This window comes from Acidovorax sp. NPDC077693 (genome assembly GCF_044542805.1).
Lineage (GTDB): Bacteria > Pseudomonadota > Gammaproteobacteria > Burkholderiales > Burkholderiaceae_C > Acidovorax.
Genome location: NZ_JBITVD010000003.1, coordinates 279,754 through 303,534, shown reverse-complemented (window position 1 = coordinate 303,534; position 23,781 = coordinate 279,754). Strand labels below are relative to the sequence as shown.

General features: G+C 63.3%; 23 protein-coding genes and 2 tRNA genes. 10 read left to right on the top strand and 15 right to left on the bottom strand.

What is annotated here, in order from left to right; genetic code table 11:
• Positions 1 to 32: 32 nt before the first annotated feature.
• Positions 33 to 1,778, bottom strand: a complete 1,746-nt coding sequence (locus ACIGHN_RS05390; RefSeq protein ID WP_396503535.1) for a proline--tRNA ligase — start codon at positions 1,776 to 1,778, stop codon at positions 33 to 35.
• 91 nt (positions 1,779 to 1,869) lie between these two features.
• On the opposite strand from ACIGHN_RS05390, the gene ACIGHN_RS05385 reads away from it, so the two are divergent.
• The gene (locus ACIGHN_RS05385) at positions 1,870 to 2,547 is read left to right on the top strand and encodes an RNA pyrophosphohydrolase (protein ID WP_056161269.1); all 678 of its coding nucleotides are present in this window, start codon (positions 1,870 to 1,872) and stop codon (positions 2,545 to 2,547) included.
• 225 nt (positions 2,548 to 2,772) lie between these two features.
• Here the strand turns inward: ACIGHN_RS05385 and proB are convergent, their stop codons facing one another.
• The 4 genes from proB to rplU all read right to left on the bottom strand — a co-directional run bounded on the left by proB (position 2,773) and on the right by rplU (position 5,882).
• A complete protein-coding gene (gene proB / locus ACIGHN_RS05380; RefSeq protein ID WP_396503534.1) occupies positions 2,773 to 3,924 on the bottom strand; it encodes a glutamate 5-kinase in 1,152 nt (383 codons plus the stop codon).
• A 113-nt stretch (positions 3,925 to 4,037) separates the two neighbouring features.
• Positions 4,038 to 5,108: an Obg family GTPase CgtA gene (cgtA, locus tag ACIGHN_RS05375; protein ID WP_396503533.1), complete on the bottom strand. Its 1,071-nt coding sequence runs from the start codon at positions 5,106 to 5,108 to the stop codon at positions 4,038 to 4,040.
• 185 nt (positions 5,109 to 5,293) lie between these two features.
• Positions 5,294 to 5,554 carry a 50S ribosomal protein L27 gene (gene rpmA, locus ACIGHN_RS05370; RefSeq protein WP_056415482.1) on the bottom strand — a complete coding sequence of 87 codons (261 nt, stop codon included), beginning with the start codon at positions 5,552 to 5,554 and terminating at the stop codon, positions 5,294 to 5,296.
• Positions 5,555 to 5,570: 16 nt separating this feature from the next.
• A complete protein-coding gene (rplU, locus tag ACIGHN_RS05365) occupies positions 5,571 to 5,882 on the bottom strand; it encodes a 50S ribosomal protein L21 (protein WP_056162434.1) in 312 nt (103 codons plus the stop codon).
• A gap of 226 nt (positions 5,883 to 6,108) precedes the next feature.
• Here rplU and ACIGHN_RS05360 point away from each other — a divergent pair, with 226 nt between their 5' ends.
• The 8 genes from ACIGHN_RS05360 (at position 6,109) to ACIGHN_RS05325 (ending at position 12,887) form a co-directional block, all read left to right on the top strand.
• Positions 6,109 to 7,038 (top strand): polyprenyl synthetase family protein, encoded by a 930-nt coding sequence (locus ACIGHN_RS05360; RefSeq protein ID WP_056416325.1) that lies wholly within the window; start codon positions 6,109 to 6,111, stop codon positions 7,036 to 7,038.
• Between the two features lie 34 nt (positions 7,039 to 7,072).
• Positions 7,073 to 7,149: transfer RNA gene (locus tag ACIGHN_RS05355), tRNA-Pro, on the top strand.
• A gap of 127 nt (positions 7,150 to 7,276) precedes the next feature.
• Positions 7,277 to 9,019, top strand: coding sequence for a type IV-A pilus assembly ATPase PilB (gene pilB / locus ACIGHN_RS05350; protein WP_056415480.1), 1,743 nt, complete (start codon positions 7,277 to 7,279; stop codon positions 9,017 to 9,019).
• 16 nt (positions 9,020 to 9,035) lie between these two features.
• Positions 9,036 to 10,253 (top strand): type II secretion system F family protein, encoded by a 1,218-nt coding sequence (locus tag ACIGHN_RS05345; RefSeq protein ID WP_396503532.1) that lies wholly within the window; start codon positions 9,036 to 9,038, stop codon positions 10,251 to 10,253.
• Positions 10,253 to 11,137: a prepilin peptidase gene (locus ACIGHN_RS05340; protein ID WP_396503531.1), complete on the top strand. Its 885-nt coding sequence runs from the start codon at positions 10,253 to 10,255 to the stop codon at positions 11,135 to 11,137. Before ACIGHN_RS05345 ends, ACIGHN_RS05340 begins: the two co-directional genes overlap by 1 nt.
• A gap of 9 nt (positions 11,138 to 11,146) precedes the next feature.
• On the top strand, positions 11,147 to 11,773 hold the full coding sequence (gene coaE, locus ACIGHN_RS05335; protein ID WP_396503530.1) for a dephospho-CoA kinase: 627 nt from the start codon (positions 11,147 to 11,149) through the stop codon (positions 11,771 to 11,773).
• 85 nt (positions 11,774 to 11,858) lie between these two features.
• Complete coding sequence (gene zapD, locus ACIGHN_RS05330) at positions 11,859 to 12,614, top strand: cell division protein ZapD (RefSeq protein ID WP_056415470.1); 756 nt, start codon at positions 11,859 to 11,861, stop codon at positions 12,612 to 12,614.
• A 42-nt stretch (positions 12,615 to 12,656) separates the two neighbouring features.
• A complete protein-coding gene (locus tag ACIGHN_RS05325) occupies positions 12,657 to 12,887 on the top strand; it encodes a DNA gyrase inhibitor YacG (RefSeq protein WP_396503529.1) in 231 nt (76 codons plus the stop codon).
• A gap of 120 nt (positions 12,888 to 13,007) precedes the next feature.
• Here ACIGHN_RS05325 and ACIGHN_RS05320 read toward each other — a convergent pair whose 3' ends face one another.
• From ACIGHN_RS05320 to ACIGHN_RS05300, 5 genes are all read right to left on the bottom strand, one after another.
• Positions 13,008 to 13,439, bottom strand: a complete 432-nt coding sequence (locus tag ACIGHN_RS05320) for an NUDIX domain-containing protein (protein WP_056415467.1) — start codon at positions 13,437 to 13,439, stop codon at positions 13,008 to 13,010.
• A 183-nt stretch (positions 13,440 to 13,622) separates the two neighbouring features.
• Positions 13,623 to 14,489: an ATP-binding protein gene (locus ACIGHN_RS05315; RefSeq protein WP_056416319.1), complete on the bottom strand. Its 867-nt coding sequence runs from the start codon at positions 14,487 to 14,489 to the stop codon at positions 13,623 to 13,625.
• A gap of 186 nt (positions 14,490 to 14,675) precedes the next feature.
• On the bottom strand, positions 14,676 to 15,905 hold the full coding sequence (gene argJ, locus ACIGHN_RS05310; protein WP_396503528.1) for a bifunctional glutamate N-acetyltransferase/amino-acid acetyltransferase ArgJ: 1,230 nt from the start codon (positions 15,903 to 15,905) through the stop codon (positions 14,676 to 14,678).
• Between the two features lie 155 nt (positions 15,906 to 16,060).
• Positions 16,061 to 18,832 carry a preprotein translocase subunit SecA gene (gene secA, locus ACIGHN_RS05305; RefSeq protein ID WP_056415461.1) on the bottom strand — a complete coding sequence of 924 codons (2,772 nt, stop codon included), beginning with the start codon at positions 18,830 to 18,832 and terminating at the stop codon, positions 16,061 to 16,063.
• 137 nt (positions 18,833 to 18,969) lie between these two features.
• Complete coding sequence (locus ACIGHN_RS05300) at positions 18,970 to 19,965, bottom strand: M23 family metallopeptidase (RefSeq protein WP_235503986.1); 996 nt, start codon at positions 19,963 to 19,965, stop codon at positions 18,970 to 18,972.
• Positions 19,966 to 19,996: 31 nt separating this feature from the next.
• Between ACIGHN_RS05300 and ACIGHN_RS05295 the strand changes: the two genes are divergently transcribed.
• Positions 19,997 to 20,296: a hypothetical protein gene (locus ACIGHN_RS05295; RefSeq protein WP_056415454.1), complete on the top strand. Its 300-nt coding sequence runs from the start codon at positions 19,997 to 19,999 to the stop codon at positions 20,294 to 20,296.
• Positions 20,297 to 20,340: 44 nt separating this feature from the next.
• Here the strand turns inward: ACIGHN_RS05295 and ACIGHN_RS05290 are convergent.
• The 5 genes from ACIGHN_RS05290 to ACIGHN_RS05270 form a co-directional block, all read right to left on the bottom strand.
• Positions 20,341 to 20,416, bottom strand: a tRNA-Thr gene (locus ACIGHN_RS05290).
• 50 nt (positions 20,417 to 20,466) lie between these two features.
• Positions 20,467 to 21,015, bottom strand: coding sequence for a ClpXP protease specificity-enhancing factor (locus ACIGHN_RS05285; protein WP_396503527.1), 549 nt, complete (start codon positions 21,013 to 21,015; stop codon positions 20,467 to 20,469).
• Positions 21,016 to 21,076: 61 nt separating this feature from the next.
• Entirely contained in the window at positions 21,077 to 21,688 is a 612-nt protein-coding gene (locus ACIGHN_RS05280; protein ID WP_056161237.1) for a glutathione S-transferase N-terminal domain-containing protein, read from the bottom strand.
• A gap of 111 nt (positions 21,689 to 21,799) precedes the next feature.
• Positions 21,800 to 22,555 carry a cytochrome c1 gene (locus ACIGHN_RS05275; protein WP_056415448.1) on the bottom strand — a complete coding sequence of 252 codons (756 nt, stop codon included), beginning with the start codon at positions 22,553 to 22,555 and terminating at the stop codon, positions 21,800 to 21,802.
• Positions 22,556 to 22,572: 17 nt separating this feature from the next.
• A partial coding sequence (locus ACIGHN_RS05270) for a cytochrome bc complex cytochrome b subunit (protein ID WP_396503526.1) occupies positions 22,573 to 23,781 on the bottom strand: 1,209 nt, incomplete at its 5' end.

The window sequence follows — 23,781 nt, the reverse complement described above, 5'->3', positions numbered from 1 at the left end:
GCCGTCATCAGCACCTACAACCCAGCGCGGGCTCATGGCGCCATGCGGCCCTTCACGTGGGCCAGTATGTCTGCCACAGCCACCTTGGTGGCCGCCGTGTCGCGGCGGTGCTGGTACTCGACCACGCCTTCCTTGAGGCTCTTGTCCCCGATGGTCACGCGGTGCGGCACACCGATCAGCTCCCAGTCGGCGAACATGGCGCCGGGGCGCTCGCCGCGGTCGTCCAGGATCACGTCCACACCGGCGGCCAGCAGGTCGGCATAGAGCTGCTCGGCAGCGGCCTTGACCGGCTCGCTGCGGTCCATGCCCACGGGGCAGATGACCAGGGTGAACGGCGCAATCGCGTCGGGCCAGATGATGCCGCGCTCGTCGTGGTTCTGCTCGATGGCCGCCGCGGGCAGGCGCGTGACGCCGATGCCGTAGCAGCCCATCTCGAAGAATGCAGGCTTGCCGTCGTCGCCCAGGAACGTGGCGTTCATGCCCTTGCTGTACTTGGTGCCCAGGTAGAACACGTGGCCCACCTCGATGCCGCGCTCGATGGCCAGCTCGCCCTTGCCGTCGGGCGACAGGTCGCCCGCCACGACGTTGCGGATGTCGGCGATGGCGTCGGGCTCGGGCAGGTCGCGGCCCCAGTTGACGCCGGTGATGTGGAAGTCCACTTCGTTGGCGCCGCAGATCCAGTCGGCCATGACGGCGACTTCCCGGTCTGCCACGATCTTCAGGGGCTTCTTCAGGCCGATGGGGCCCAGGTAGCCGGGCTTGCAGCCGAAGTGCTCTTCGATCTCGGTGAGGGTGGCAAAGCGGAAGTTCGCATCGAGCCCCGGCACCTTGGAGACCTTGATCTCGTTCATGTCGTGGTCGCCGCGCAGCAGCAGCAGCCAGACCTGGCTCCGGGCGATCTCGCCGGCCTCGTTGGTTTCGTCGGTGGCCAGCACCAGCGACTTCACCGTGGTCTTGAGCGGCACACCCAGCAGCTCCGCCACGTCGGCGCAGGTGGCCTTGCCGGGCGTGGGCGTCTTTTCCATTGCCTTGGCAGGCGCGGGGCGGGGACCGGCAGGCGCCAGCGCCTCGGCCTTTTCCATGTTGGCGGCGTAGTCGCTGGCGGGGCAGTAGACGATGGCGTCTTCGCCGGTGGCAGCGATCACCTGGAACTCTTCGGACAGGTCGCCCCCGATGGCGCCGCTGTCGGCCGCCACGGCGCGGTAGGTCAGCCCGAAGCGGTCGAAGATCTGGCGGTAGGCCTTGGCCATGACCTGGTAGCTGGCCTTGGCGGCCGTCTGGTCCTTGTCGAAGCTGTAGGCGTCCTTCATGATGAATTCACGCCCGCGCATCAGGCCGAAGCGTGGACGGCGCTCATCGCGGAACTTGGTCTGGATCTGGTAGAAATTCTTGGGCAGCTGCTTGTAGCTCTTGAGCTCCTGGCGAGCGATGTCAGTGACCACTTCTTCGCTGGTGGGCTGCACGACGAAGTCCCGGCCATGGCGGTCCTGGATGCGCAGCAGCTCGGGGCCCATCTTCTCGAACCGGCCCGTCTCCTGCCAGAACTCGGCGGGCTGCACCACGGGCATGGTCAGCTCCACAGCGCCCGCGCGGTTCATCTCTTCGCGCACGATCGCCTCGACCTTGCGGATCACCCGCAGGCCCATCGGCATGTAGTTGTAGATACCCGCGCCGAGCTTCTTGATCATGCCCGCCCGCGTCATGAGCTTGTGGCTGACCACTTCGGCATCCGCCGGAGCTTCCTTCAAGGTGGAAATAAAGAACTGGGAGGCTTTCATCGGGATCGATTTCGGGCAGAAGGGAGCAGCCCACTTGCCGCACGCTAGGCGCCGTGCATAATGGACACAGTTTAAAAATTGGGGTTTGATTATGCTTGACCGGGACGGCTTTCGGCCGAACGTCGGCATCATCCTGCTCAACCAGAAGAACCAGGTGTTCTGGGGCAAGCGCATACGCACCCACAGCTGGCAGTTCCCGCAGGGCGGCATTGACCGGGGCGAAACCCCCGAGCAGGCCATGTTTCGAGAACTGCATGAAGAGGTGGGATTATTGCCCAATCACGTGCGCGTGGTGGCCCGCACCCGGGACTGGTTGCGCTACGAGGTGCCTGACCGGTACATACGCCGCGATGCGCGCGGACACTACAAAGGGCAGAAACAAATCTGGTACCTGCTGCAACTGATGGGCCACGACTGGGACTTGAACCTGCGTGCGACCAACCACCCGGAGTTCGACGCCTGGCGCTGGAACGACTATTGGGTGCCACTGGATGTGGTGGTCGAGTTCAAACGCGGCGTCTACGAAATGGCGCTGACGGAACTGGCCCGCTACCTGCCGCGCCACGAACAGCGCAACCGCTACCTGCGCAGCGGCATGCGCACCCGCGAGGGCGAGCATGCGGGGGCGATGTTCCGCACCGGTTCGATGCTGCTGAACCCGGGCATGGAACTGCCACCTGGGGCCAGTTTCGATCCGGACCCGCAAAACAGCATGCCGGCGGAGTTGGATGCGCTGCCGCCAGGTCCGGTGACGACGGCACCGCGTTGAAAGGGTGATTGCTGCGCGACCGGGTGCTGTCGGTGCGCCGGTCCGCGGAAAGAAAAAAATGCCTGCATGTCCATCCATGCAGGCATTTTTTACTGGAGGGTTCGCAACACCTCGGACCGCAGGATCTCTGGACCTCAGTGCCAGCGCCCATGCGAAGTCCCACACGGTTGGAAACCACCGGGGCCCTCTGTCCGATCGGGGCCACCGCGCCGCTGAAAGTCAAAATCAGCGAGCGGGCTGCGTGGCCGCCAGCACCAGGTTGTCCCGGTGCACCATTTCCGCTTCGGCCACATAGCCCAGCAGCTTTTCGAACTCGCTCGACGGCTTGCGGCACAGCAGGCGCGCTTCGGCGGCCGCGTAGTTGGCCAGGCCCCGGGCGATCTCCACGCCAGACGCGTCGCGTACGGCAATGACATCGCCGCGCGAGAAGTGGCCTTCCACCGACACCATGCCGATGGGCAGCAGGCTCTTGCCCTCGTCGCGCACCTTGGTAGCCGCACCGGCGTCCACTACCACGGCGCCGCGCATCTGCAAGTGGTCGGCCATCCATTGCTTGCGGGCCTGCTTCTTTTGCGTCTGGGCCACCAGCAGCGTGCCCAGGGCATCGCCGCTGACCAGGCGCACCAGCACGTCGGGCTCGCGGCCCCAGGCGATGACGGTGGAGGCCCCCGAGCCCGCCGCGCGCTTGGCCGCGAGGATCTTGGTGATCATTCCGCCCCGGCCGATGCTGGAGCCCGCGCCGCCGGCCATGGCCTCCAGCGCCAGGTCCCCCGCCTTGGCCTCGTGCACGAACTGCGCCGCAGGGTCGCGGCGCGGGTCGGCGGTGTACAGGCCCTTCTGGTCGGTGAGGATGATCAGGGCGTCGGCCTCGACCAGGTTGGCCACCAGCGCACCCAGGGTGTCGTTGTCGCCGAACTTGATCTCGTCGTTGACGACCGTGTCGTTCTCGTTGATGACGGGCACCACACCCAGGCGCAGCAGCGTCAGCAGGGTGGACCGGGCGTTCAGGTACCGCTCTCTGTCGGCCAGGTCGGCGTGGGTGAGCAGCACCTGTGCGCTGCCCATGCCCTGCTCGCGCAGCTTGGTCTCGTACATCTGCGCCAGGCCCATCTGCCCGACGGCGGCGGCCGCCTGCAGCTCGTGCACCTCGTGCGGCCGCGTGGTCCAGCCCAGGCGCTTCATGCCCTCGGCAATGGCGCCGCTGGAGACCATGATGACCTCGCGCGGCGCACCGCCATCACCCCGCACCAGGGCTGCCAGCTGCCGGCTCCATTCGCCAATCGCAGCCTCGTCCAGGCCACGGCCTTCGTTGGTCACAAGGCTGGAGCCGACCTTGACCACGATACGGCGGGCATCACGCAATACGCTGGAGACCATTTTTCATTGTGTTTTTGGCCTCTACCGCCTGTCCTGCAAGCGGCAGAAGCTATGAAATAGATAGCAACCCAAAAGCTGACGCTCGAATGCGCGTTGCCGCGCTTTCTTGAGATTTACTGCGGGGCGTCGCCCGCAAAGCGTGGATCGACTTCCACCGGCTCGTTCTCGATGCGCTGCTCGGACTGCACGTGACGGAAGATCGCATGGATCAGCGGCTCGCAACCCTCGCGCGTCAGGGCCGAAATCTCGAACACCGGCCCCTTCCACTTGAAGCGCTTGACGAAGTCCTTCACCCGGGCTTCGCGCTCCTCTGCAGGCACCATGTCCAGCTTGTTCAGCACCAGCCAGCGCGGCTTGTTGTAGAGCTTCTGGTCGTACTTCTTGAGTTCGTTCACGATCGCCTTGGCCTGCGCCACCGGGTCGACCGCATCGTCGAAAGGCGCCAGGTCCACGATGTGCAGCAGCAGGCGGGTGCGCTGCAGATGGCGCAGGAACTGGTGCCCCAGGCCCGCACCTTCGGAGGCGCCTTCGATCAGGCCCGGAATGTCGGCGACCACGAAGCTTTGCTCCGGGCCCACGCGCACCACACCCAGGTTGGGGTGCAGCGTGGTGAAGGGATAGTCGGCGATCTTGGGCCGCGCATTGGAGACCGCCGTGATGAACGTCGACTTGCCGGCGTTGGGCATACCCAACAAACCCACATCGGCGAGCACCTTCAATTCGAGCTTGAGGTTCTTCTTTTCGCCGGGCCAGCCGGGCGTCTTTTGCCGCGGCGCGCGGTTGATGGCACTCTTGAAGCGCAGGTTGCCAAAGCCGCCGTCGCCGCCCTTGGCAATCGTGATCACGTCGCCCGGATTGAGCAGCTCGTAGAGCACCTCACCCGTTTCGGCATCGGTGATGATGGTGCCGACTGGCATCTTCAAGGTGATGTCGGAGCCTGCGGCACCGAACATGTCGGAGCCCATGCCGTGCTCGCCGCGCTTGGCTTCGTGCCGGCGCGAGTAGCGGTAGTCCACCAGGGTGTTGAGGTTCGGGTCCGCCACGGCGAACACATGGCCCCCACGTCCGCCGTCGCCGCCGTTGGGGCCGCCGAATTCCTTGTATTTCTCGTGCCGGAAAGACACGCAGCCATTGCCGCCATCACCGGCAGCAATGTCAATAAAGGCTTCGTCGACGAACTTCATGGGATATCCAGTTTACAGAAGGAGGCGGCGCCGGCAGACCCCATCGGCCTGCCGTGTTTGCCTTGCGGCAAAGGCACCCCATTCAGGTGCGGCCTGCGGTAGCAGCCAGCGTCAGGCCGCTATCGTACAGACCAAATAACAAAGCCCCGACCAGGCGGGGCTTCGATGGTTGCCAGAGGAGAGCCTCAGGCAGCAGCAGTCACATTGACCGTTTGCTTGGACATTGCGCCCTTGGTGCCGAACGACACGTGACCGTCGACCAGAGCGAACAACGTGTGGTCCTTGCCCACGCCGACATTGGTGCCGGGGTGGAAACGCGTGCCGCGTTGGCGCACGATGATGGAACCAGCGCTGATCAGTTCACCGCCATAGGCCTTGACACCCAGCATCTTTGGCTTGGAGTCACGCCCGTTTCGCGTAGAGCCGCCGCCTTTTTTCTGTGCCATGACTTAGCTCCTTGGATTAACCAGCGATCGCACCGATTTGCAGTTCCGTGAACTGCTGGCGATGGCCTTGGCGCTTCTGATAGTGCTTGCGACGGCGCATCTTGAAGATGCGAACCTTGTCGTGCTTGCCGTGGGCCACGACAGTGGCTACCACGGTTGCGCCGGACACCAGGGGTGTGCCAACCTTGAGTTCAGCGCCGTTGCCGACAGCCAGAACCTGGTCGATCACGATCTCCTGGCCTACGTCCGCAGCAATCTGTTCTACTTTAATTTTTTCGCCGGAAGCAACGCGATACTGCTTGCCGCCGGTTTTTATGACCGCGTACATGATGACCTCTTGATATGAGTTCTGCAGACGGATTTCCGCAGAGCCAGCGAGTATAGCGCACTGCACCCAAAAGCGCCAGCCCCTGCGCTTCGTCGGTATCCGGCACGCCGCACCCCGCCCAGAGGCACCCCGCGTCCTTCCTATAATCCGGGCACTTTCTGTGGCCACCATCTTGACTGACAACACCGCCTCTGCAGCCTCCCCCCTCCTGCTCGTTGCACAAGACATGCACGAGGTCGACAAGGTCATCGGCCAGCGACTGACGTCCAGCGTCCCCCTGGTGGCCCAGATCTCCCAGTACATCATTGCGGCCGGAGGCAAGCGCCTGCGGCCTGCGCTACTGCTCATGGTGTGCGGCGCACTCGGCTACCGCGGCGGCCATCGCCACAGCCTTGCCGCCGTGGTGGAGCTCATCCACACCGCGACACTGCTGCATGACGATGTCGTGGACGCATCCACCCTGCGCCGGGGCCGCCCCACTGCGAACGAGACTTTCGGCAACCCCGCCAGCGTGCTGGTGGGCGATTTCCTGCACACGCGCTCCTTCCAGATGATGGTCGAGGCCGGCAGCATGCGCATCATGGAGATCCTCTCCGAGGCCACCAATGTGATCGCCGAGGGCGAAGTGCTGCAGTTGATGAACATGCACGACGCGTCGCTCGATGAAGCAGGCTACCTGCGGGTCATCCGCTCCAAGACCGCCAAGCTGTTCGAGGCCAGCGCCCGTCTGGGCGCCGTGCTGGCCGACAGCCCCCCCGCCATCGAAGAGGCGTGCGCCACCTACGGGCAGGCGCTGGGAACCGCGTTCCAGATCATCGACGATGTGCTCGACTACGACGGCGACGCCGAGGAGATGGGCAAGAATCTGGGAGACGACCTGCGCGAGGGAAAATCCACGCTGCCCCTCATCGCTGCCATGCAGCGCGGCTCGGCCGAGCAGGCCCAAGTCGTGCGCACGGCGATCGAGGAAGGATCGACCGAACGACTGGCAGAGGTGGTGCAGATCGTGCGGGAGACTGGCGCCCTGGACGTCACCCGCGCCGCCGCGTTCGCAGAGGCACGGCGCGCCATCGCCGCCGCCGAGCAGCTGCCTGGCAACGCCTACACGTCCGGACTGCTGGAATTGGCGGCACAATTGCTGGCACGGCGGCATTGAGGGATCAACACGCGCCTGCACACGGCAGGCCGTACGGGGTGTAGCTTAGCCTGGTAGAGCGCTACGTTCGGGACGTAGAGGCCGGAGGTTCGAATCCTCTCACCCCGACCACCATTTTTGATTTGGGAATGAGCGCCCATTGTGTGGCGCTGTTGCCAATACCCGGCGCTGTACACCCCGTACACGATCGGCGATGATAGGATGGTTTCTTTTCCAAACCTAACACATCCCCGGTTACATGGCCGCTGTTGATACTGCCCCCAAAGAAGCTTCTGCGGTGGCCCTCCCTGGACTGGGACGGGCGTTAATTTCTGCCGGCAAACTGACCCAAAAGCTGGCCGAGGATATTTACAAAAAATCACAAATCAGCCGGACGAGCTTTATCGCCGAGCTGACGGGTTCTGGCGCAGTCTCTGCCACCGATTTGGCCCATACGGTGTCCGCCGTGTTCGGCGCCCCCCTGCTGGACTTGGAGGCCATCGACCCCCTGCGCCTGCCCAAGGAACTGCTCGATCCCAAGATTTGTCAGGCTTACCGGGTCGTCGTTCTCAGTAAACGCAATAACCGGCTTATTGTTGCGACTGCTGACCCCACGGACCAGGAAGCTGCGGAGAAAATCAAGTTCACGACCCAGATGGGGGTGGACTGGATTATTGCGGAGTATGACAAACTCAGCCGATTGGTGGAATCCAGCAGCAAATCTGCAACCCAATCACTGGATGCACTGAACTCCACCGGCGGCGATTTTGAATTTGATGATGTCGCAGTCGAAGAAGCCCCCGACAACAACGACGCGGGCGCAGGCGGCGATGTCGAAGATGCTCCCATTGTCAAGTTTTTGCACAAGATGCTCCTGGACGCCTTCAACATGCGTGCGTCCGACTTGCATTTCGAGCCGTATGAACATCAGTACCGCGTGAGATTCCGCATCGATGGCGAGCTGCGTGAGATTGCCTCGCCGCCGATCGCCATCAAGGACAAGCTCGCCTCCCGCATCAAGGTGATATCCCGGCTGGACATCTCCGAAAAGCGCGTGCCCCAAGATGGAAAAATGAAACTCAAGGTCGGGCCGGACCGCGTCATCGATTTTCGGGTGAGTACGCTCCCGACATTGTTTGGCGAAAAGATCGTGATCCGTATCCTGGACCCCAGCAGCGCGAAGCTGGGTATTGATGCATTGGGCTACGAGCCGGAAGAGAAGGAGCGCCTGCTGCAGGCGATCAGCCGCCCGTACGGGATGATTCTCGTGACGGGACCTACGGGTTCCGGCAAAACGGTTTCGCTTTATACCTGCTTGAACCTGCTGAACAAGCCGGGCGTCAATATCGCCACGGCAGAAGATCCTTCGGAAATCAACCTTCCGGGTGTGAATCAGGTGAATGTCAATGACAAGGCAGGCCTCACCTTTGCAGTCGCGCTGAAATCCTTCTTGCGCCAGGATCCGGACATCATCATGGTGGGTGAAATTCGTGACCTGGAAACTGCCGATATTTCCATCAAGGCTGCACAGACGGGTCACTTGGTATTGTCCACACTGCACACCAATGATGCGCCCACCACATTGACACGGATGCGCAATATGGGCATCGCGCCGTTCAACATCGCGTCCAGCGTGATATTGATCACCGCACAGCGTCTTGCGCGCCGATTGTGCCCCGTATGCAAGGCACCGGCAGACATCCCGCATGAGGCTCTGGTGGAAGCTGGGTACCCGGAAGAGGACCTCGATGGCTCCTGGGTGACGTATCGTCCGGTGGGTTGTTCCGCCTGCAACAATGGGTATAAAGGCCGTGTTGGCATCTATCAAGTGATGCCCATCTCCGAAGATATTCAACGCATTATCTTGCGTGATGGCAGCGCCCTGGAAATCGCAGAACAGGCCAAACTCGAGGGGGTCAGGTCCCTCCGAGCATCTGGTCTGAACAAGGCAAAGTTGGGCTTCACCTCTGTGGAAGAGGTCCTTGCTGTCACCAACGAATAAGAGCTAGAGGGATCATATGGCAACCGTTGCATCGCGAGATATCAAAGATTTTGTTTTTGAGTGGGAAGGCAAAGATCGCCACGGAAAAATTGTGCGTGGCGAAATTAGAGCATCCGGTGAGAATCAGGTTCAAGCGACTTTACGGCGCCAAGGCGTTTTCCCTACAAAAATCAAAAAACGCCGCATGCGTTCCGGCAAAAAGATTAAGCCAAAAGACATTGCGCTGTTCACCCGACAACTCGCCACGATGATGAAGGCAGGCGTTCCGCTACTGCAGTCATTTGATATAGTAGGGCGCGGGAATACAAACGCAAGCGTCACGAAATTATTGAATGACATTCGAACGGATGTTGAAACTGGGACATCACTGAATGCGGCTTTTCGGAAACACCCTCTGTATTTCGATAGCCTCTACTGCAATCTCGTAGAGGCCGGTGAAGCCGCGGGTATTTTGGAGGCCTTGCTTGATAGGCTAGCAACTTACATGGAGAAAACGGAGGCAATCAAGTCAAAGATAAAATCCGCTCTTATGTATCCGATTTCGGTTGTTATCGTGGCATTCATCGTCGTTACGGTAATTATGATTTTTGTCATTCCTGCGTTCAAAGAAGTTTTCACTTCATTTGGGGCCGATCTGCCAGCACCAACACTGTTCGTAATGGCCGTTAGTGAATTTTTTGTCAAATGGTGGTGGTTAATTTTCGGAGCGTTAGGTGGCGGATTTTTCTTCTTCATGCAAGCTTGGAGAAGAAATGAAAAGGTTCAAAACTTCATGGACCGGCTCTTGCTTCGAATTCCTATTTTCGGGGCTTTGATTGAAAAATCTTGTATCGCTCGTTGGACCAGAACACTCGCGACCATGTTCGCAGCAGGCGTTCCCTTGGTAGAAGCCCTGGACTCTGTCGGCGGCGCATCTGGCAATTTTGTTTATTCTTCAGCTACAGAAAAAATCCAGCAAGAAGTTTCAACAGGCACAAGCCTGACCGCAGCAATGGGCAATGCCAATATTTTTCCTTCCATGGTCCTTCAGATGTGCGCCATCGGCGAAGAATCCGGCTCCATCGACCACATGCTCGGTAAAGCAGCCGATTTTTACGAAGCTGAAGTTGACGAAATGGTCGCGGGCTTGTCCAGCCTGATGGAACCTATCATCATCGTGTTCCTGGGCACTTTGATCGGCGGCATCGTGGTATCGATGTACCTGCCCATCTTCAAACTGGGCCAAGTCGTCTGATGGAGTTGGAAGTTTGGCTCAACGCAGGACTCGGCGGAATATTCGGACTGCTGATCGGAAGCTTCCTCAACGTTGTCATCTATCGGCTCCCGAAGATGATGGAGCGGCAATGGGCTGCTGAACTCGCGTCGATGGCTGCAGGTGCTGACGACTCCCTGCAGGGCGACGCGGTCGCGGAGCAGCAGCAACCCGCGTTCAACCTCATGACCCCACGGTCCCGCTGCCCTGCATGCGGGCACGAGGTGCAGTGGTTCGAGAACATTCCTGTCCTGAGCTACCTCTTCCTGCGTGGCCGGTGTTCGGCGTGCAAGGTCCGCATCTCGGTCCGGTACCCGCTGGTGGAACTGGCCACCGGCGCGCTGTTCTTCTTCTGCATCCAGCGCTGGGGTGTGACCCCCACCGGTATCGCATGGTGCGGCTTTTCCGCGGCGTTGGTGGCCCTCGCGCTCATCGACTGGGACACCACACTCCTCCCGGATGACATCACCCTGCCCTTGCTGTGGGCAGGCCTGCTGGCGTCGTCCCTGCAATGGACCGACGTGACTTTGCAGGCGTCCGTGGCGGGTGCCGCTGCGGGCTATCTTTCGCTGTGGCTGGTGTACTGGGGTTTCAAGCTGGCGACGGGCAAGGAGGGCATGGGCTACGGCGATTTCAAGCTTTTTGCCGCTTTGGGCGCGTGGTTTGGCTGGCAGGCGCTGGTGCCCATCATCCTGATGTCGTCGGTCATCGGCGCCATCATCGGCATTGGCATGAAGATGTCCAGCGGCCTGCGCGAGGGTGGGTACGTGCCCTTTGGGCCTTTTCTGGTCGGTGCCGGGTTTACCGCGATGGTCTTCGGGCCCCAGGCCATTCTTCAGGCGGTGCTGAAGCTCTTCGGCCTGTAGCACACACCCATGCCCCACCGCAACCACCGCCCAGTGCGCCTGGGCCTGACCGGCGGCATAGGCAGCGGCAAGAGCACGGTGGGCCACTTCTGGCAAGCGCAAGGTGCTGCGCTCGTCGATGCGGACCAGATTGCGCGGGATGTTACGGGGCCGCAAGGGGCCGCCATGCCGGCCATCGCAGCCGCTTTTGGCAGCGATTTTGTCGACGCGGGCACGGGCGCGCTGGACCGCACGCGCATGCGGGCGCTCGCGTTCACCCGACCGGAGGCCCGGGCCCAGTTGGAGGGCATCGTCCACCCCCTGGTCACGCTGCACAGCAATCTCATGGCGCAGCAGGCGGCCGACGCTGGCAGCCCGCTGATCGTGTTCGATATTCCCCTGCTGGCGGAGTCGGGGCGGTGGGCGGGCCGCCTCGATGCGGTCGTGGTGGTCGATTGCGCGGCCGAAACGCAGGTCGCCCGCGTGATGCGACGCAGCGGGCTAAGCCGCGAAACCGTCGAAGGCATCATCGCCTCCCAGGCCAGCAGGACCGCTCGCCGTGCGGTGGCCGATGCGATCATCGCCAATGACGCAGACTGCACGCTCGACCAGCTCCACGAGCAGGCACGGCAGACAGCAGCATTGTTCGGGCTATGATGCGGGAGAAACCGTTTGTGCTTTCACCCCCTGCCGTGCGCCACCGGCGTCAGAATACTCCCTGAGCCCCCAGGAACCCGCCAGCGTGATCCTTTACGAATATCCCTTCAACGAGCGCCTGCGCACCTACCTGCGGCTGGAGCAGCTCTTTCGGCGCCTGGGGGAATTGATCCCCCGTGCCCACGCTCTGGACCACCACTTCGCACTGGTCACGATCTTCGAAATCATGGACGTGGCCGCGCGGGCGGACCTGAAGGCCGATGTTCTCAAGGACATCGAAAAACACAAGCACCAGCTCGACAGCTACCGCGGCAACCCCTCGATTTCCGAGGCAGCGCTCGATGCGGTGATCGCGCAGCTGGACCGCTGCTTCAACGCGCTCAACACCCAGTCGGGCAAGTCGGGCCACGTGCTGACCGAGAACGACTGGCTGATGAGCATCCGCAGCCGCGTGGGCATTCCGGGCGGCACCTGCGGGTTCGACCTGCCGGCTTACTACGCCTGGCAGCACAACCCGCCGGCCCAGCGCCAGGAAGCCCTGGAGCAGTGGGCGTCCACCCTGGCTCCGCTGGCCGAATCCATTTATGTATTGCTCAAGCTGCTGCGCGATTCCGGCGTGCCGCAGAAGGTGGCGGCCGAGCGCGGCCAGTTCCAGCAGAACCTGCCGCAGGGCCGCACGTTCCAGTTGCTGCGCCTGCGCATCGACCCCGGCCTGAACCTGATCCCCGAGATCAGCGGCAACCGCTTGATCGTGTCGGTGCGCCTCATGCGGCTGGAAGAAGATGCCCGGCTGCACGCCAGCAACGAGGATGCAGCCTTCGAGCTGACCCTGTGCGCTTGATTCCGGGCTGGCACTGCCTGTGATGTGAGGATGACGAAGAAGATGCCCCCCACCCCCCGCCCCCAGACGACGGGCACCCCCCAGGAACGCATCGTGGTGTGCCCCAGCTGCGGCGGCGACAGCGTGTACAGCCCCGCCAATGCCTACCGGCCCTTCTGCAGCGAACGCTGCAAGCAGGTGGACCTGGGTGCCTGGGCCAGCGAGGACTTCCGCATGCCTGCAGAAGCCCCACCGGGCGATGCCCAGTACGGCGACCCGCGCACGGAGCACTGACAACCGGCCCGCGTGACAGGCCGGTGGCGCGGCTGTTTGGACGGCACCCAGCAATGCTGGGCATGAAAACGCCCGCTACCGCGCACCAGGCAATCCCCGCAAGCTATTATTTCAGTAGCATCACGCAGCGGGCGGCGGTGTGAAGGACAGACCGCGCTCTTCGGCCAGCCATTGCAGCACCGGATAGGCTCCAGGCAAAACAGGAGCGACCGTCAGCGGCATCTGCTGCCAGGCCATCGCCTGGCCCTCACGCATCTCGAAGTCGCCGCTCCACGCCCACACCTTGCACCAGTGCAGGCGCACCAGCGCGTGGGGGTAGTCGTGCTCCGTGACCTTCCACACGACCGCCGGGCCGATGGTGACGCCCAACTCTTCGATGAGTTCACGGCGCAGAGCCTGCTCCACGGTCTCGCCTGCTTCGAGCTTGCCGCCTGGAAACTCCCAGTAGCCGGCATACGGTTTGCCCGCCGGACGGGTCGACAGCAGCAGGGCGCCGTCGGCGCGCACCAGGATGCCGACGGCGACCTCGGTGTGTTGGCGCTCCTCAGCCATGGCAATCCCTTTCACCGCCGCGCCATGGCGTGGCACCCGCCAGGCCGATAGCAGCCACCAGGCACAGGCACAGGGTGTTTCCACAGCCTCCGAGGGGCCACGGCGCCGATGCTGCCAATGCCCCCTGCGACGAAGCAACCGCCCGGGCCGCGACTCCGGTGCACCGGTATGACACCAGCCCCTTCATGCCCGCCCCGCATGGTCGCGCGCAAATTGGTAGGCCACGCGCCCGCTGCGCGAGCCGCGCTCCAGAGCCCAGACCAGCGCCTGGGGCCGCGCCGCGGTGATAGCGTCTGCAGACACGCCCAGCGACGACAGCCATTGCGCGACGATGGCGAGGTATTCCTCCTGGCTGAAGGGATAGAAGCTCACCCACAGGCCAAACCGTTCCGACAGCGAGATCTTCTCCTCCACCACTTCGCCCGGGTGCACTTCGCCGTCCTCGGTATGGGTGTAGGTGAGGTTTTCCTTCATGTATTCGGGCAGCAGATGGCGGCGGTTGCTGGTGGCGTAGATCAGCACATTGGGCGTGGACGCGGCCACCGACCCGTCCAGAATGGACTTGAGCGCCTTGTAGCCCGGTTCGCCGTCTTCAAAGCTCAGGTCGTCGCAAAAGACGATGAACTTCTCGGGGCGGCCGGCCACCACGTCGACGATGTCCGGGAGGTCGACAAGGTCCGCCTTGTCCACTTCGATCAAGCGCAGGCCCTCGGGCGCGTAGGTGTTGAGGCAGGCCTTGATGAGCGACGACTTGCCGGTACCGCGCGCGCCCGTCAGCAGCACGTTGTTGGCCGGGCGGCCCTGCACGAACTGCTGCGTGTTGCGCTCGATCTTTTCCTTTTGCGCATCGATCTCCTTCAGGTCCGACAGCGCCATGGCCGCCACATGGCGCACCGGCTCCAGGGTGCCGTGGCCGCTGCTGCGCTTGCGGTAGCGCCAGGCGATGGCCTGCGACCAGTCAGGCGCCCCCAAAGGCTGGGGCAGCACGGACTCGATGCGGGCGATGAGTTGCTCGGCCCGCTCGATCAGATGTTCAAATTTTTCGTTCATTTCTGGCACCTGGCGCTTGAACCACAAGCGCGAGCAGCTATTAAATCGATAGCATCCTGAATCCGCAGGCCTGCACGCACGCTGGCAAGCAACCAGGTAAGCACGAAGCAGTGCTTCGTCGCCCGGGCCTGCGATGCGCACCATGCCGGCATACCGGCACACCGGCATCGGGGGCGCCCTGCTGGATCAAGACCGGTAGTCGGCGTTGATCGTCACGTAGTCGTGGCTGAAGTCGCAGGTCCATACCGTGTCGGCCGCGTCGCCACGGCCCAGCAGCACCCGCACCGTGATCTCGCTTTGCTTCATCACGCGCTGGCCGTCCTCCTCGCGGTAGGCCGGGTTGCGCCCGCCCTGGATGGCCACATGCACGTCGTCCAGGTACAGGTCGATGCCAGTCTGGTCGAGGTCGTCGATGCCCGCATAGCCCACGGCCGCCAGAATGCGGCCGAGGTTGGGGTCGCTGGCGTAGAACGCCGTCTTGACCAGCGGCGAGTGGGCGATGGCATACGCCACCTTGCGGCACTCCTCGCCCGTCTTGCCGCCTTCCACGCGCACGGTGATGAACTTGGTGGCGCCCTCGCCGTCGCGCACGATGGCCTGGGCGAGCTGTTGCGATACGGCCAGCATGGCCGCCTTCAGGGCCTGGCCCTCGGGGCTGGCGAGCGACGTGATGGGCGCGTGTGCGGCCTTGTTGGTCGCCACCACCACGAACGAGTCGTTGGTCGAGGTGTCGCCGTCGATGGTCACGCGGTTGAAGGACCCGTCGGCCAGCTCGCGGGCCAACTGCTGCATCAGGGCAGGGGCCACACAGGCGTCCGTGGCCATGAAGCCGAGCATGGTGGCCATGTTGGGCCGGATCATGCCCGCGCCCTTGCTGATGCCGGTGATGGACACCGTGGCGCCGCCGATCTGCACCTGGGCAGAAAACGCCTTGGGCAGCGTGTCGGTCGTCATGATGCCTTCGGCCGCGCGGGCCCAGTGGCCCGGCTGTGCGTCGGCGATGGCCGCAGGCAGGCCGGCTTCGATCCGGTCGTGGGGCAGGGGCTCCATGATCACGCCGGTCGAAAACGGCAGGATCTGCTCGGGCGCCACGCTCAGCTGGCGCGCCAGGGCAATGCAGGTCGCGCGCGCACGCGCCAGGCCGTCAGCGCCCGTGCCGGCGTTGGCGTTGCCGGTGTTGATCAGCATCGCGCGGATCGGTTGGCCGCTGGCCAGGTGGTCGCGGCTGATCTGCACCGGCGCCGCGCAAAAGCGGTTCTGCGTGAACACGCCAGCCACGCTGGCACCCTCGTCCAGCAGGAAGACGGTGAGGTCCTTGCGGTTGGCTTTGCGGACGCCGGCTTCGGCCACACCGATGCGCACGCCGGCGATCGGGTACAGGTCGGCGGCAACGGGGGCAACGAGATTCACAGGCATGGGGGTCTGGGCCTTTCTATCTGGAAGAAGCAGGTGGATGCGACACGGGCCGTTGCCCAGGCACCCGCCCGATGAAGACTGCGGCCAATTATGCGGAAAACCGTGGCGCGCCAATGAAAACACGGGCCGAAGCCCGTGTTGCGTGAGTCACAAGATCAAGCCAGCTTGCCGTGGCACTGCTTGTACTTCTTGCCGCTGCCGCATGGGCAGGGATCGTTGCGGCCGATGCGCAGGCCTTGCAGCTCTTCCGGCAGCGGCTCGCCGGATGCGCCCTGCGCCTGCGCGCCCAGCGTGGTTTCGACATCGCCCGTTTCGGTGGGGGCGGTGTAGGTCACGTTGGCGATGCTCTCGCCGCGGCTTTCCATGTCCTGGGCTGCCTGGTCGAGCTGCGCCTGCGACTGCACCTGCACGGTCATGAGGATCTTGGTGACCTCGTTCTTGACCAGGTCGATCAGCTGGCGGAACAGCTCGAACGCCTCGCGCTTGTACTCCTGCTTGGGCTGCTTTTGCGCATAGCCGCGCAGGTGGATGCCCTGGCGCAAGTAGTCCAGCGCGGCCAGGTGGTCGCGCCAGTTCGAGTCGAAGCTTTGCAGCAGCACCATGCGCTCGAACTGGGTGAAGTTCTCGCGGCCGACCTGCTCCACCTTGGCATCGAACGATGCGTGGGCGGCCTGCAGCACTTTCTCCAGGATCTCGTCGTCGGTGACGCTGTTCGAACCCTGCACTTCCTGCTGCAGCGGCAGGGAGACTTGCCACTCTTCGGCCAGCACCTTCTCGAGGCCCGGCAGGTCCCACTGCTCTTCCACCGACTCGGCGGGCACGTACTGGCGCACCAGGTCGGTCATGCAGTCTTCGCGCATCGCGGCAATCACGTCGGACAGGTCCGCCGCATCCAGGATGTCGTTGCGCTGCTGGTAGATCACCTTGCGCTGGTCGTTGGAGACGTCGTCGTACTCCAGCAGCTGCTTGCGGACGTCGAAGTTGCGGGCCTCCACCTTGCGCTGGGCCGACTCGATGCTGCGCGTGACGATGCCGGCTTCGATGGCTTCGCCATCGGGCATCTTCAGGCGGTCCATGATCGACTTGACGCGGTCGCCCGCGAAAATGCGCATCAGCGAATCGTCCAGGCTCAGGTAAAAGCGCGAGGAACCGGGGTCGCCCTGGCGGCCCGAGCGGCCACGCAGCTGGTTGTCGATGCGGCGCGATTCGTGGCGCTCGGTGGCGATGATGCGCAGGCCGCCCAGGGCCTTGATCTTCTCGTGGTCCACCTTCCACTGTTCGCGCACGGAGGCCACGCGGGCCTCGCGTTCGGACTCGGACAAGGATTCGTCGGCCTCGATGGCCGCGATGTCCTTCTCGATGTTGCCGCCCAGCACGATGTCGGTGCCCCGGCCGGCCATGTTGGTGGCGATGGTGATCATGCCCGCGCGCCCTGCCTGGGCCACGATGTCCGCTTCACGGGCGTGCTGCTTGGCGTTGAGCACCTGGTGCGGCAGGCCTTCCTTGTTCAGCAGCTGGTCAATGATTTCGGAGTTCTCGATCGACGTGGTGCCCACCAGCACGGGCTGGCCGCGCTCGTGGCATTCGCGGATGTCCTTGATCGCCGCTTCGTACTTCTCGCGGGTGGTCTTGTAGACGCGGTCGAGCTGGTCGTCGCGCTTGCTCGGGCGGTTGGGCGGGATGACCACGGTTTCCAGGCCGTAGATTTCCTGGAACTCGTAGGCCTCGGTGTCGGCTGTGCCGGTCATGCCGGCCAGCTTGTTGTACAGGCGGAAGTAGTTCTGAAAGGTAATGGAGGCCAGCGTCTGGTTCTCGGCCTGGATGTTCACGCCTTCCTTGGCTTCCACGGCCTGGTGCAGGCCTTCGCTCCAGCGGCGGCCCGACATGAGGCGGCCGGTGAACTCGTCCACGATCACGATTTCGCCGTTTTGCACCACATAGTGCTGGTCGCGGTGATAAAGGTGGTTGGCCCGCAGCGCTGCATACAGGTGGTGCATCAGCGTGATGTTGGCCGGGTCGTACACCGAGGCGCCCTCGGCGATCAGGCCCTGGCTGGCCAGGATGCGCTCGGCGCTTTCGTGGCCCTGCTCCGTGAGGAACACCTGGTGGGTCTTTTCGTCGAGCGTGAAGTCGCCAGGCTTGGTCACGCCTTCGCCGGTGCGGGCGTCGGCTTCGCCTTCCTGGCGCACCAGCAGGGGCACCACCTTGTTCATGGCGATGTACATCGCCGTGTGGTCTTCGGCCTGGCCGCTGATGATCAATGGCGTGCGCGCCTCGTCGATCAGGATCGAGTCCACCTCGTCCACGATGGCGAAGTTCAGGCCCTGCTGCACGCGGTCGGCAGCCTCGTAGACCATGTTGTCGCGCAGGTAGTCGAACCCGTACTCGTTGTTCGTGCCGTAGGTGATGTCGGCGCGGTAGGCTTCCTGCTTTTGCTCGCGCGGCATGTTGGGCAGGTTGATGCCCACCGTCAGACCCAGGAAGTTGTACAGGCGGCCCATCCACTGCGCATCGCGGTTGGCGAGGTAGTCGTTCACGGTCACCACGTGCACGCCGTTGCCCGACAGGGCATTGAGGTACACGGGCAGCGTGGCGGTCAGGGTCTTGCCCTCGCCGGTGCGCATTTCGGAAATCTTGCCGAAGTGCAGGGCCATGCCGCCCAGCAGCTGCACGTCGAAGTGGCGCATCTTCATGATGCGCTTGGAGCCCTCGCGGACCACGGCAAACGCTTCGGGCAGGATGTCGTCCAGCGTTTCGCCCTTGACTACGCGCTCCTTGAACTCCTGCGTCTTGGCCTTGAGCTGCTCGTCCGACAGCTTCTCGTACTCGGGCTCCATCGCATTGATGCGGGACACCGTCTTGCGGTACTGCTTGAGGAGCCGGTCGTTGCGGCTGCCGAATAGTTTGGTGAGGAAGTTGGTGGCCATGCGAACAGGACCGCCGGGCCGCTGCAAATCAGCGCGCCAAGCGACCGAAATCCCTAAGATGAATTGAGTTCAGGTGGGTTCATCACCACGGATTGCAAGCAATGCAATCCTGGGCCGTGAACACCGGACCGGCGATTTTACCTGCCCGCCGTGGGCGCAGCAGTCTGGGCAGGCGAAGCACGCGGCTGGATCGACGCGACCTGCGGGCCGGGAGCACTGGAAGGCACGGTGCCACCCGCGCTCAGAAACTTCTGCGGGTCCTGGAAAACCCCTTGTACCAGCACCTCGAAATGCAGGTGCGGCCCTGTGGAACGCCCCGTGGTGCCCACTTCGGCGATCTTCTGCCCGCGCTTGACGATGTCGCCCTGCTTGACCAGTGTGCGCGAGGCATGGGCGTAGCGCGTGACCAGCTGATTGCCGTGGTCCACCTCGATCATGTTGCCGTACGCCGGATGGAACTCCTGCGTGACAACCACTCCCCCCGCGGCCGCCAGGATGGCGGTGCCGGTGTCGGCCTGGAAATCCAGGCCCGTGTGCAGCGCCGACTGTCCAGTGATCGGATCCACCCGCCAGCCGAACGCCGAGCCCGCCGCGCGGCCGGTGACAGGCGCATGCGTCGGGATCATCTTCTTGCGGATGTGCTGGTCGAACAGGCGGGATTCGAGCACCGTCATCAGGTCCACCCGCTGGCTGGTCAGGCGCTCCAGCTCGTCGAGCGTGGCCTGCAGCTCTTCCATCGACAGGTCGCGGGCGCCGACCAGCACCCCGCCGCGGGCGTCGGTTTTCTGGATGTCGGAGGGCGCCATGCCGGCCAGGCCCAGCACGCGGTCGCCCAGCGACTCCAGCTGCACCATGCGGGCCTGCATCTCGCCCACACGGCGGGCCATGGCATCCAGGTTGGCGCGCATGAAGCGGTCGCGCTCGGCAAACTCATCCTTCACGACCAGGCGCACCAGCGAGCCCACGATGGGCCAGCCTTCGCGCGCACCCTTGAGGAACACCCAGTGGTAGAGCGTGGCGGCCACCAGCATGAGGCACAGCGACAGCCCCAGCCCCGCCAGGACCAGGCGCGAACCCGACAGATGGATGGCGCGGCTGCGTGCCAGCCGGGCGTCCGTGATAATCAGATGCACTACGAATTCTCCACGCCCGAAGACGCACGCCATGAACCGCCGCCACTACGCTGTCACCCTGCAGAAAGCCAGCGAGGACTCTCCCACGCTGGCCCGACTGACGGCGCTGACACGCGACTCCAGTGATCGGCTCAAAGCCATTGAAATGCTGATACCCGCAACCTTGCGCCCAGCGATCCAGGCGGGTCCCATCGACGGGGATTCCTGGTGCCTGCTGGTCAAGAGCAATGCTGCAGCGGCAAAAATCCGCCAGCTGCTGCCTGCATTGGGGGCGCATTTGCGCACCCGGGGGTGGGAGGTTAACGTGATTCGCCTGAAAGTTCAAACCTGACGGCCAGGGTCTGAACCAGGGAATAGGGAGAAGGAACCAGAAAATGGTGCCGGTTGTCGGAATCGAACTGACGACCTACCGCTTACAAGGCGGGTGCTCTACCAACTGAGCTAAACCGGCGAGGGCTGCATTTTATCGCGGAAAAAGCAGCCAAAAATCGAAAACCGCGCTTATTTCACGCGCTTGAGCGAAGGCCGCGCGCCACCCGCAGTGGGCGGCGGGCGTGGCGCATCGTCGCCGGGCCCCTCGTCCTTCTTGCTTTCGTCCGCCGGGACCAGTTGCACCACACGGTCGTCCGACCCTGCCAACGGCACCACGCTGGCTGCGGCCGCAGGCTCCGCAGAGGGCACGGGCTCGATGACGGAAGGCGCACCTGCGGTGGTGCCGCCCAGCACATCCACCGGTGGCGGGAACGCCATCCCTTGGCCGTTTTCCCGGGCGTAGATCGCAATCACCCGGCCCACCGGCACCAGGATCTCCCGCGGCTTGCCGCCGAAGCGGGCCTTGAACTCGATGAAGTCATTGCCCAGTTGCAGGGCGCTCGTGGCATCGAAGCTGATGTTCAGCACGATCTCGCCGTCCTTCACGTACTCGCGGGGCACCTGCACGGAATCGTCCACGCGCACCGCCACGTAGGGGGTGAGCCCGTTGTCGGTGCACCACTCGTACAGGGCACGAATGAGATACGGGCGCGTGGAGGTGGATTCCTGGGCGGTCATGAACAAGGTGGCGGCTGCAGTGGATGAAAGAAAGTGGGCAGGCCCGGGAGCACGGCCAGGATTACTTGCGCATGACCTTTTCGGACGGCGTCAGCGCTTCGATGTAGGCCGGGCGCGAGAAGATGCGCTCGGCGTACTTCAGCAGCGGGGCGGCGTTCTTCGACAGATCGATGCCGTAGTAGTCCAGGCGCCACAGCAGCGGTGCAATCGCGACGTCCAGCATCGAGAAGTTGTCGCCCAGCATGTACTTGTTCTTGAGGAACACGGGAGCGAGCTGCGTCAGGCGGTCGCGGATGTGCGAGCGCGCTTTCTCCAGCGCCTTTTCGTTGCCCTTGGTCGCGCGCGACTCCAGGATGTTGACGTGCACGAACAGCTCTTTTTCGAAGTTCAGCAGGAACAGGCGCACGCGGGCGCGGTCCACCGGGTCGCCGGGCATCAGCTGGGGATGCGGGAAGCGCTCGTCGATGTACTCGTTGATGATGTTCGACTCGTACAGGATCAGATCGCGCTCGACCAGGATGGGCACCTGGCCGTACGGGTTCATCACGCTGATGTCTTCGGGCTTGTTGTACAGGTCCACATCGCGGATTTCAAAGTCCATGCCCTTTTCGAACAGGACGAAACGGCAGCGGTGGGAGAAGGGACAGGTCGTACCCGAGTAAAGCACCATCATGGTGGGAGGCTCCTAAAAATCAAAAGAGTGGGACGCCATCAGCGCCCACTCTGCAAACAATCCGGCGGCACCCCGAAGGGCGCCTTCTCATGGATCGACGGCTTGTGCTGCTTACTTCACATCCTTCCAGAAGGCTGCGTTCAACCTCCAGGCGATGACGGTAAAGATACCGAGGAAGATCAGCACCCACACGCCAACTCGGACGCGGGTGTTCTGGGCAGGTTCGCCCATCCATTGCAGGTAGTTCACAAGATCACCCACCGTCTGGTCGAACTGCAGCGGGGTCATCGTGCCTGGCTTGACCTGCTCCCAGCCTTTGAAGACCTGGGTCTTGTGGCCGTGGCTTTCGTGCTCTTCGAACACGGGGCGGCGGTCGCCCTGCATTTCCCACAGCACGTGGGGCATGCCCACGCTCGGGAAGGCGAGGTTGTTCCAGCCCGTGGCCTTGGTCTCGTCGCGGTAGAAGGTGCGCAGGAAGGTGTACAGGTAGTCGGCACCCGTGCCGCCATGGCCGGCGCGTGAGCGCGCGATCACGGTCAGGTCGGGCGGGTTGGCGCCGAACCATTCCTTGGCCTGCTTGGGATCGATGGACGCCTTCATGGTTTCGCCGACCTTGTCGGTCGTGAACAGCAGGTTGTCCTTGATCTGCTGCTCGGTCAGGCCGATGTCGCGCAGGCGGTTGAAGCGCATGAACGCCGCGGAGTGGCAGCTCAGGCAATAGTTGACGAACACCTTGGCGCCGTTTTGCAGGGATGCCAGGTCGTTGGTCTTGTTGGGCGCCTTGTCCCAGGCAATGCCGCCTTCGGCCGCTTGCGCACCCGTGGCGATACCCAGGGCGGCGATCAACGTGAGGATGAGTTTCTTCATTGTTGTTGTCTCCAGGCTCAGTGCGCCACAAAGGTCACGCGGTCGGGCACGGCCTTGGCCTTGCCGATGCGGCTCCACCAGGGCATCAGCAGGAAGAAGCCGAAGTAGAACAGCGTACCGACCTGCGACACGCGCTCGCCGATGGGGGACGGTGGCTGCACGCCCAGGTAACCCAGGATCAGGAAGATGATCACGAAGACGCCGTACAGGTACTTGTGCCAGTCGGGGCGGTAGCGGATCGACTTGACGGGGCTGTGGTCCAGCCAGGGCAGGAAGAACAGGATGATCACGGCACCACCCATCACCACCACGCCCCAGAACTTGGCGTCGATGGACAGCATCATCGCGATCACCGCGATGGCCACCACAGCGATGCCGGCCTTGACGAAGCTCGGGAGCCGCGCCTTCAGGATGCCGAAGCCCGCACCGGCCACCACGCACAGCACCAGCACGTACATCATTTCGGTGGTGATGGCACGCAGCATCGAATAGAACGGCGTGAAGTACCAGACGGGCGCGATGTGCGCGGGGGTCTTGAGCGGATCGGCCGGGATGAAGTTGTTGTACTCGAGGAAGTAGCCGCCGAACTCGGGCGCGAAGAACACCACGGCCGTGAACGCCATCAGGAACATGCTCAGCGCAAAGATGTCATGCACCGTGTAGTAAGGGTGGAAGGGCACGCCGTCCAGGGGCTTGCCATTGGCGTCCTTGGGGGCTTGCGGGCCCTTGATTTCCACGCCGTCGGGGTTGTTGGAGCCCACGTCGTGCAGCGCCAGCAAGTGCGCCACCACCAGGCCCAGCAGCACCAGCGGCACGGCGATCACGTGGAAGCTGAAGAAACGGTTCAGCGTGGCGTCGCCCACCACGTAGTCGCCACGGATCAGCAGGGCCAGGTCAGGACCGATGAACGGGATGGCGGCGAACAGGTTCACGATCACCTGGGCGCCCCAGTAGGACATCTGGCCCCAGGGCAGCAGGTAGCCCATGAAGGCCTCGGCCATCAGGCACAGGAAGATCGCGCAGCCGAAGATCCAGACCAGCTCGCGCGGCTTGCGGTAGCTGCCGTAGATGAGGCCGCGGAACATGTGCAGGTACACCACTACGAAGAACGCCGACGCGCCCGTGGAGTGCATGTAGCGGATCAGCCAGCCCCAGGGCACATCGCGCATGATGTACTCGACCGAAGCGAACGCCAGGTTGGCGTCGGGCTTGTAGTGCATGACCAG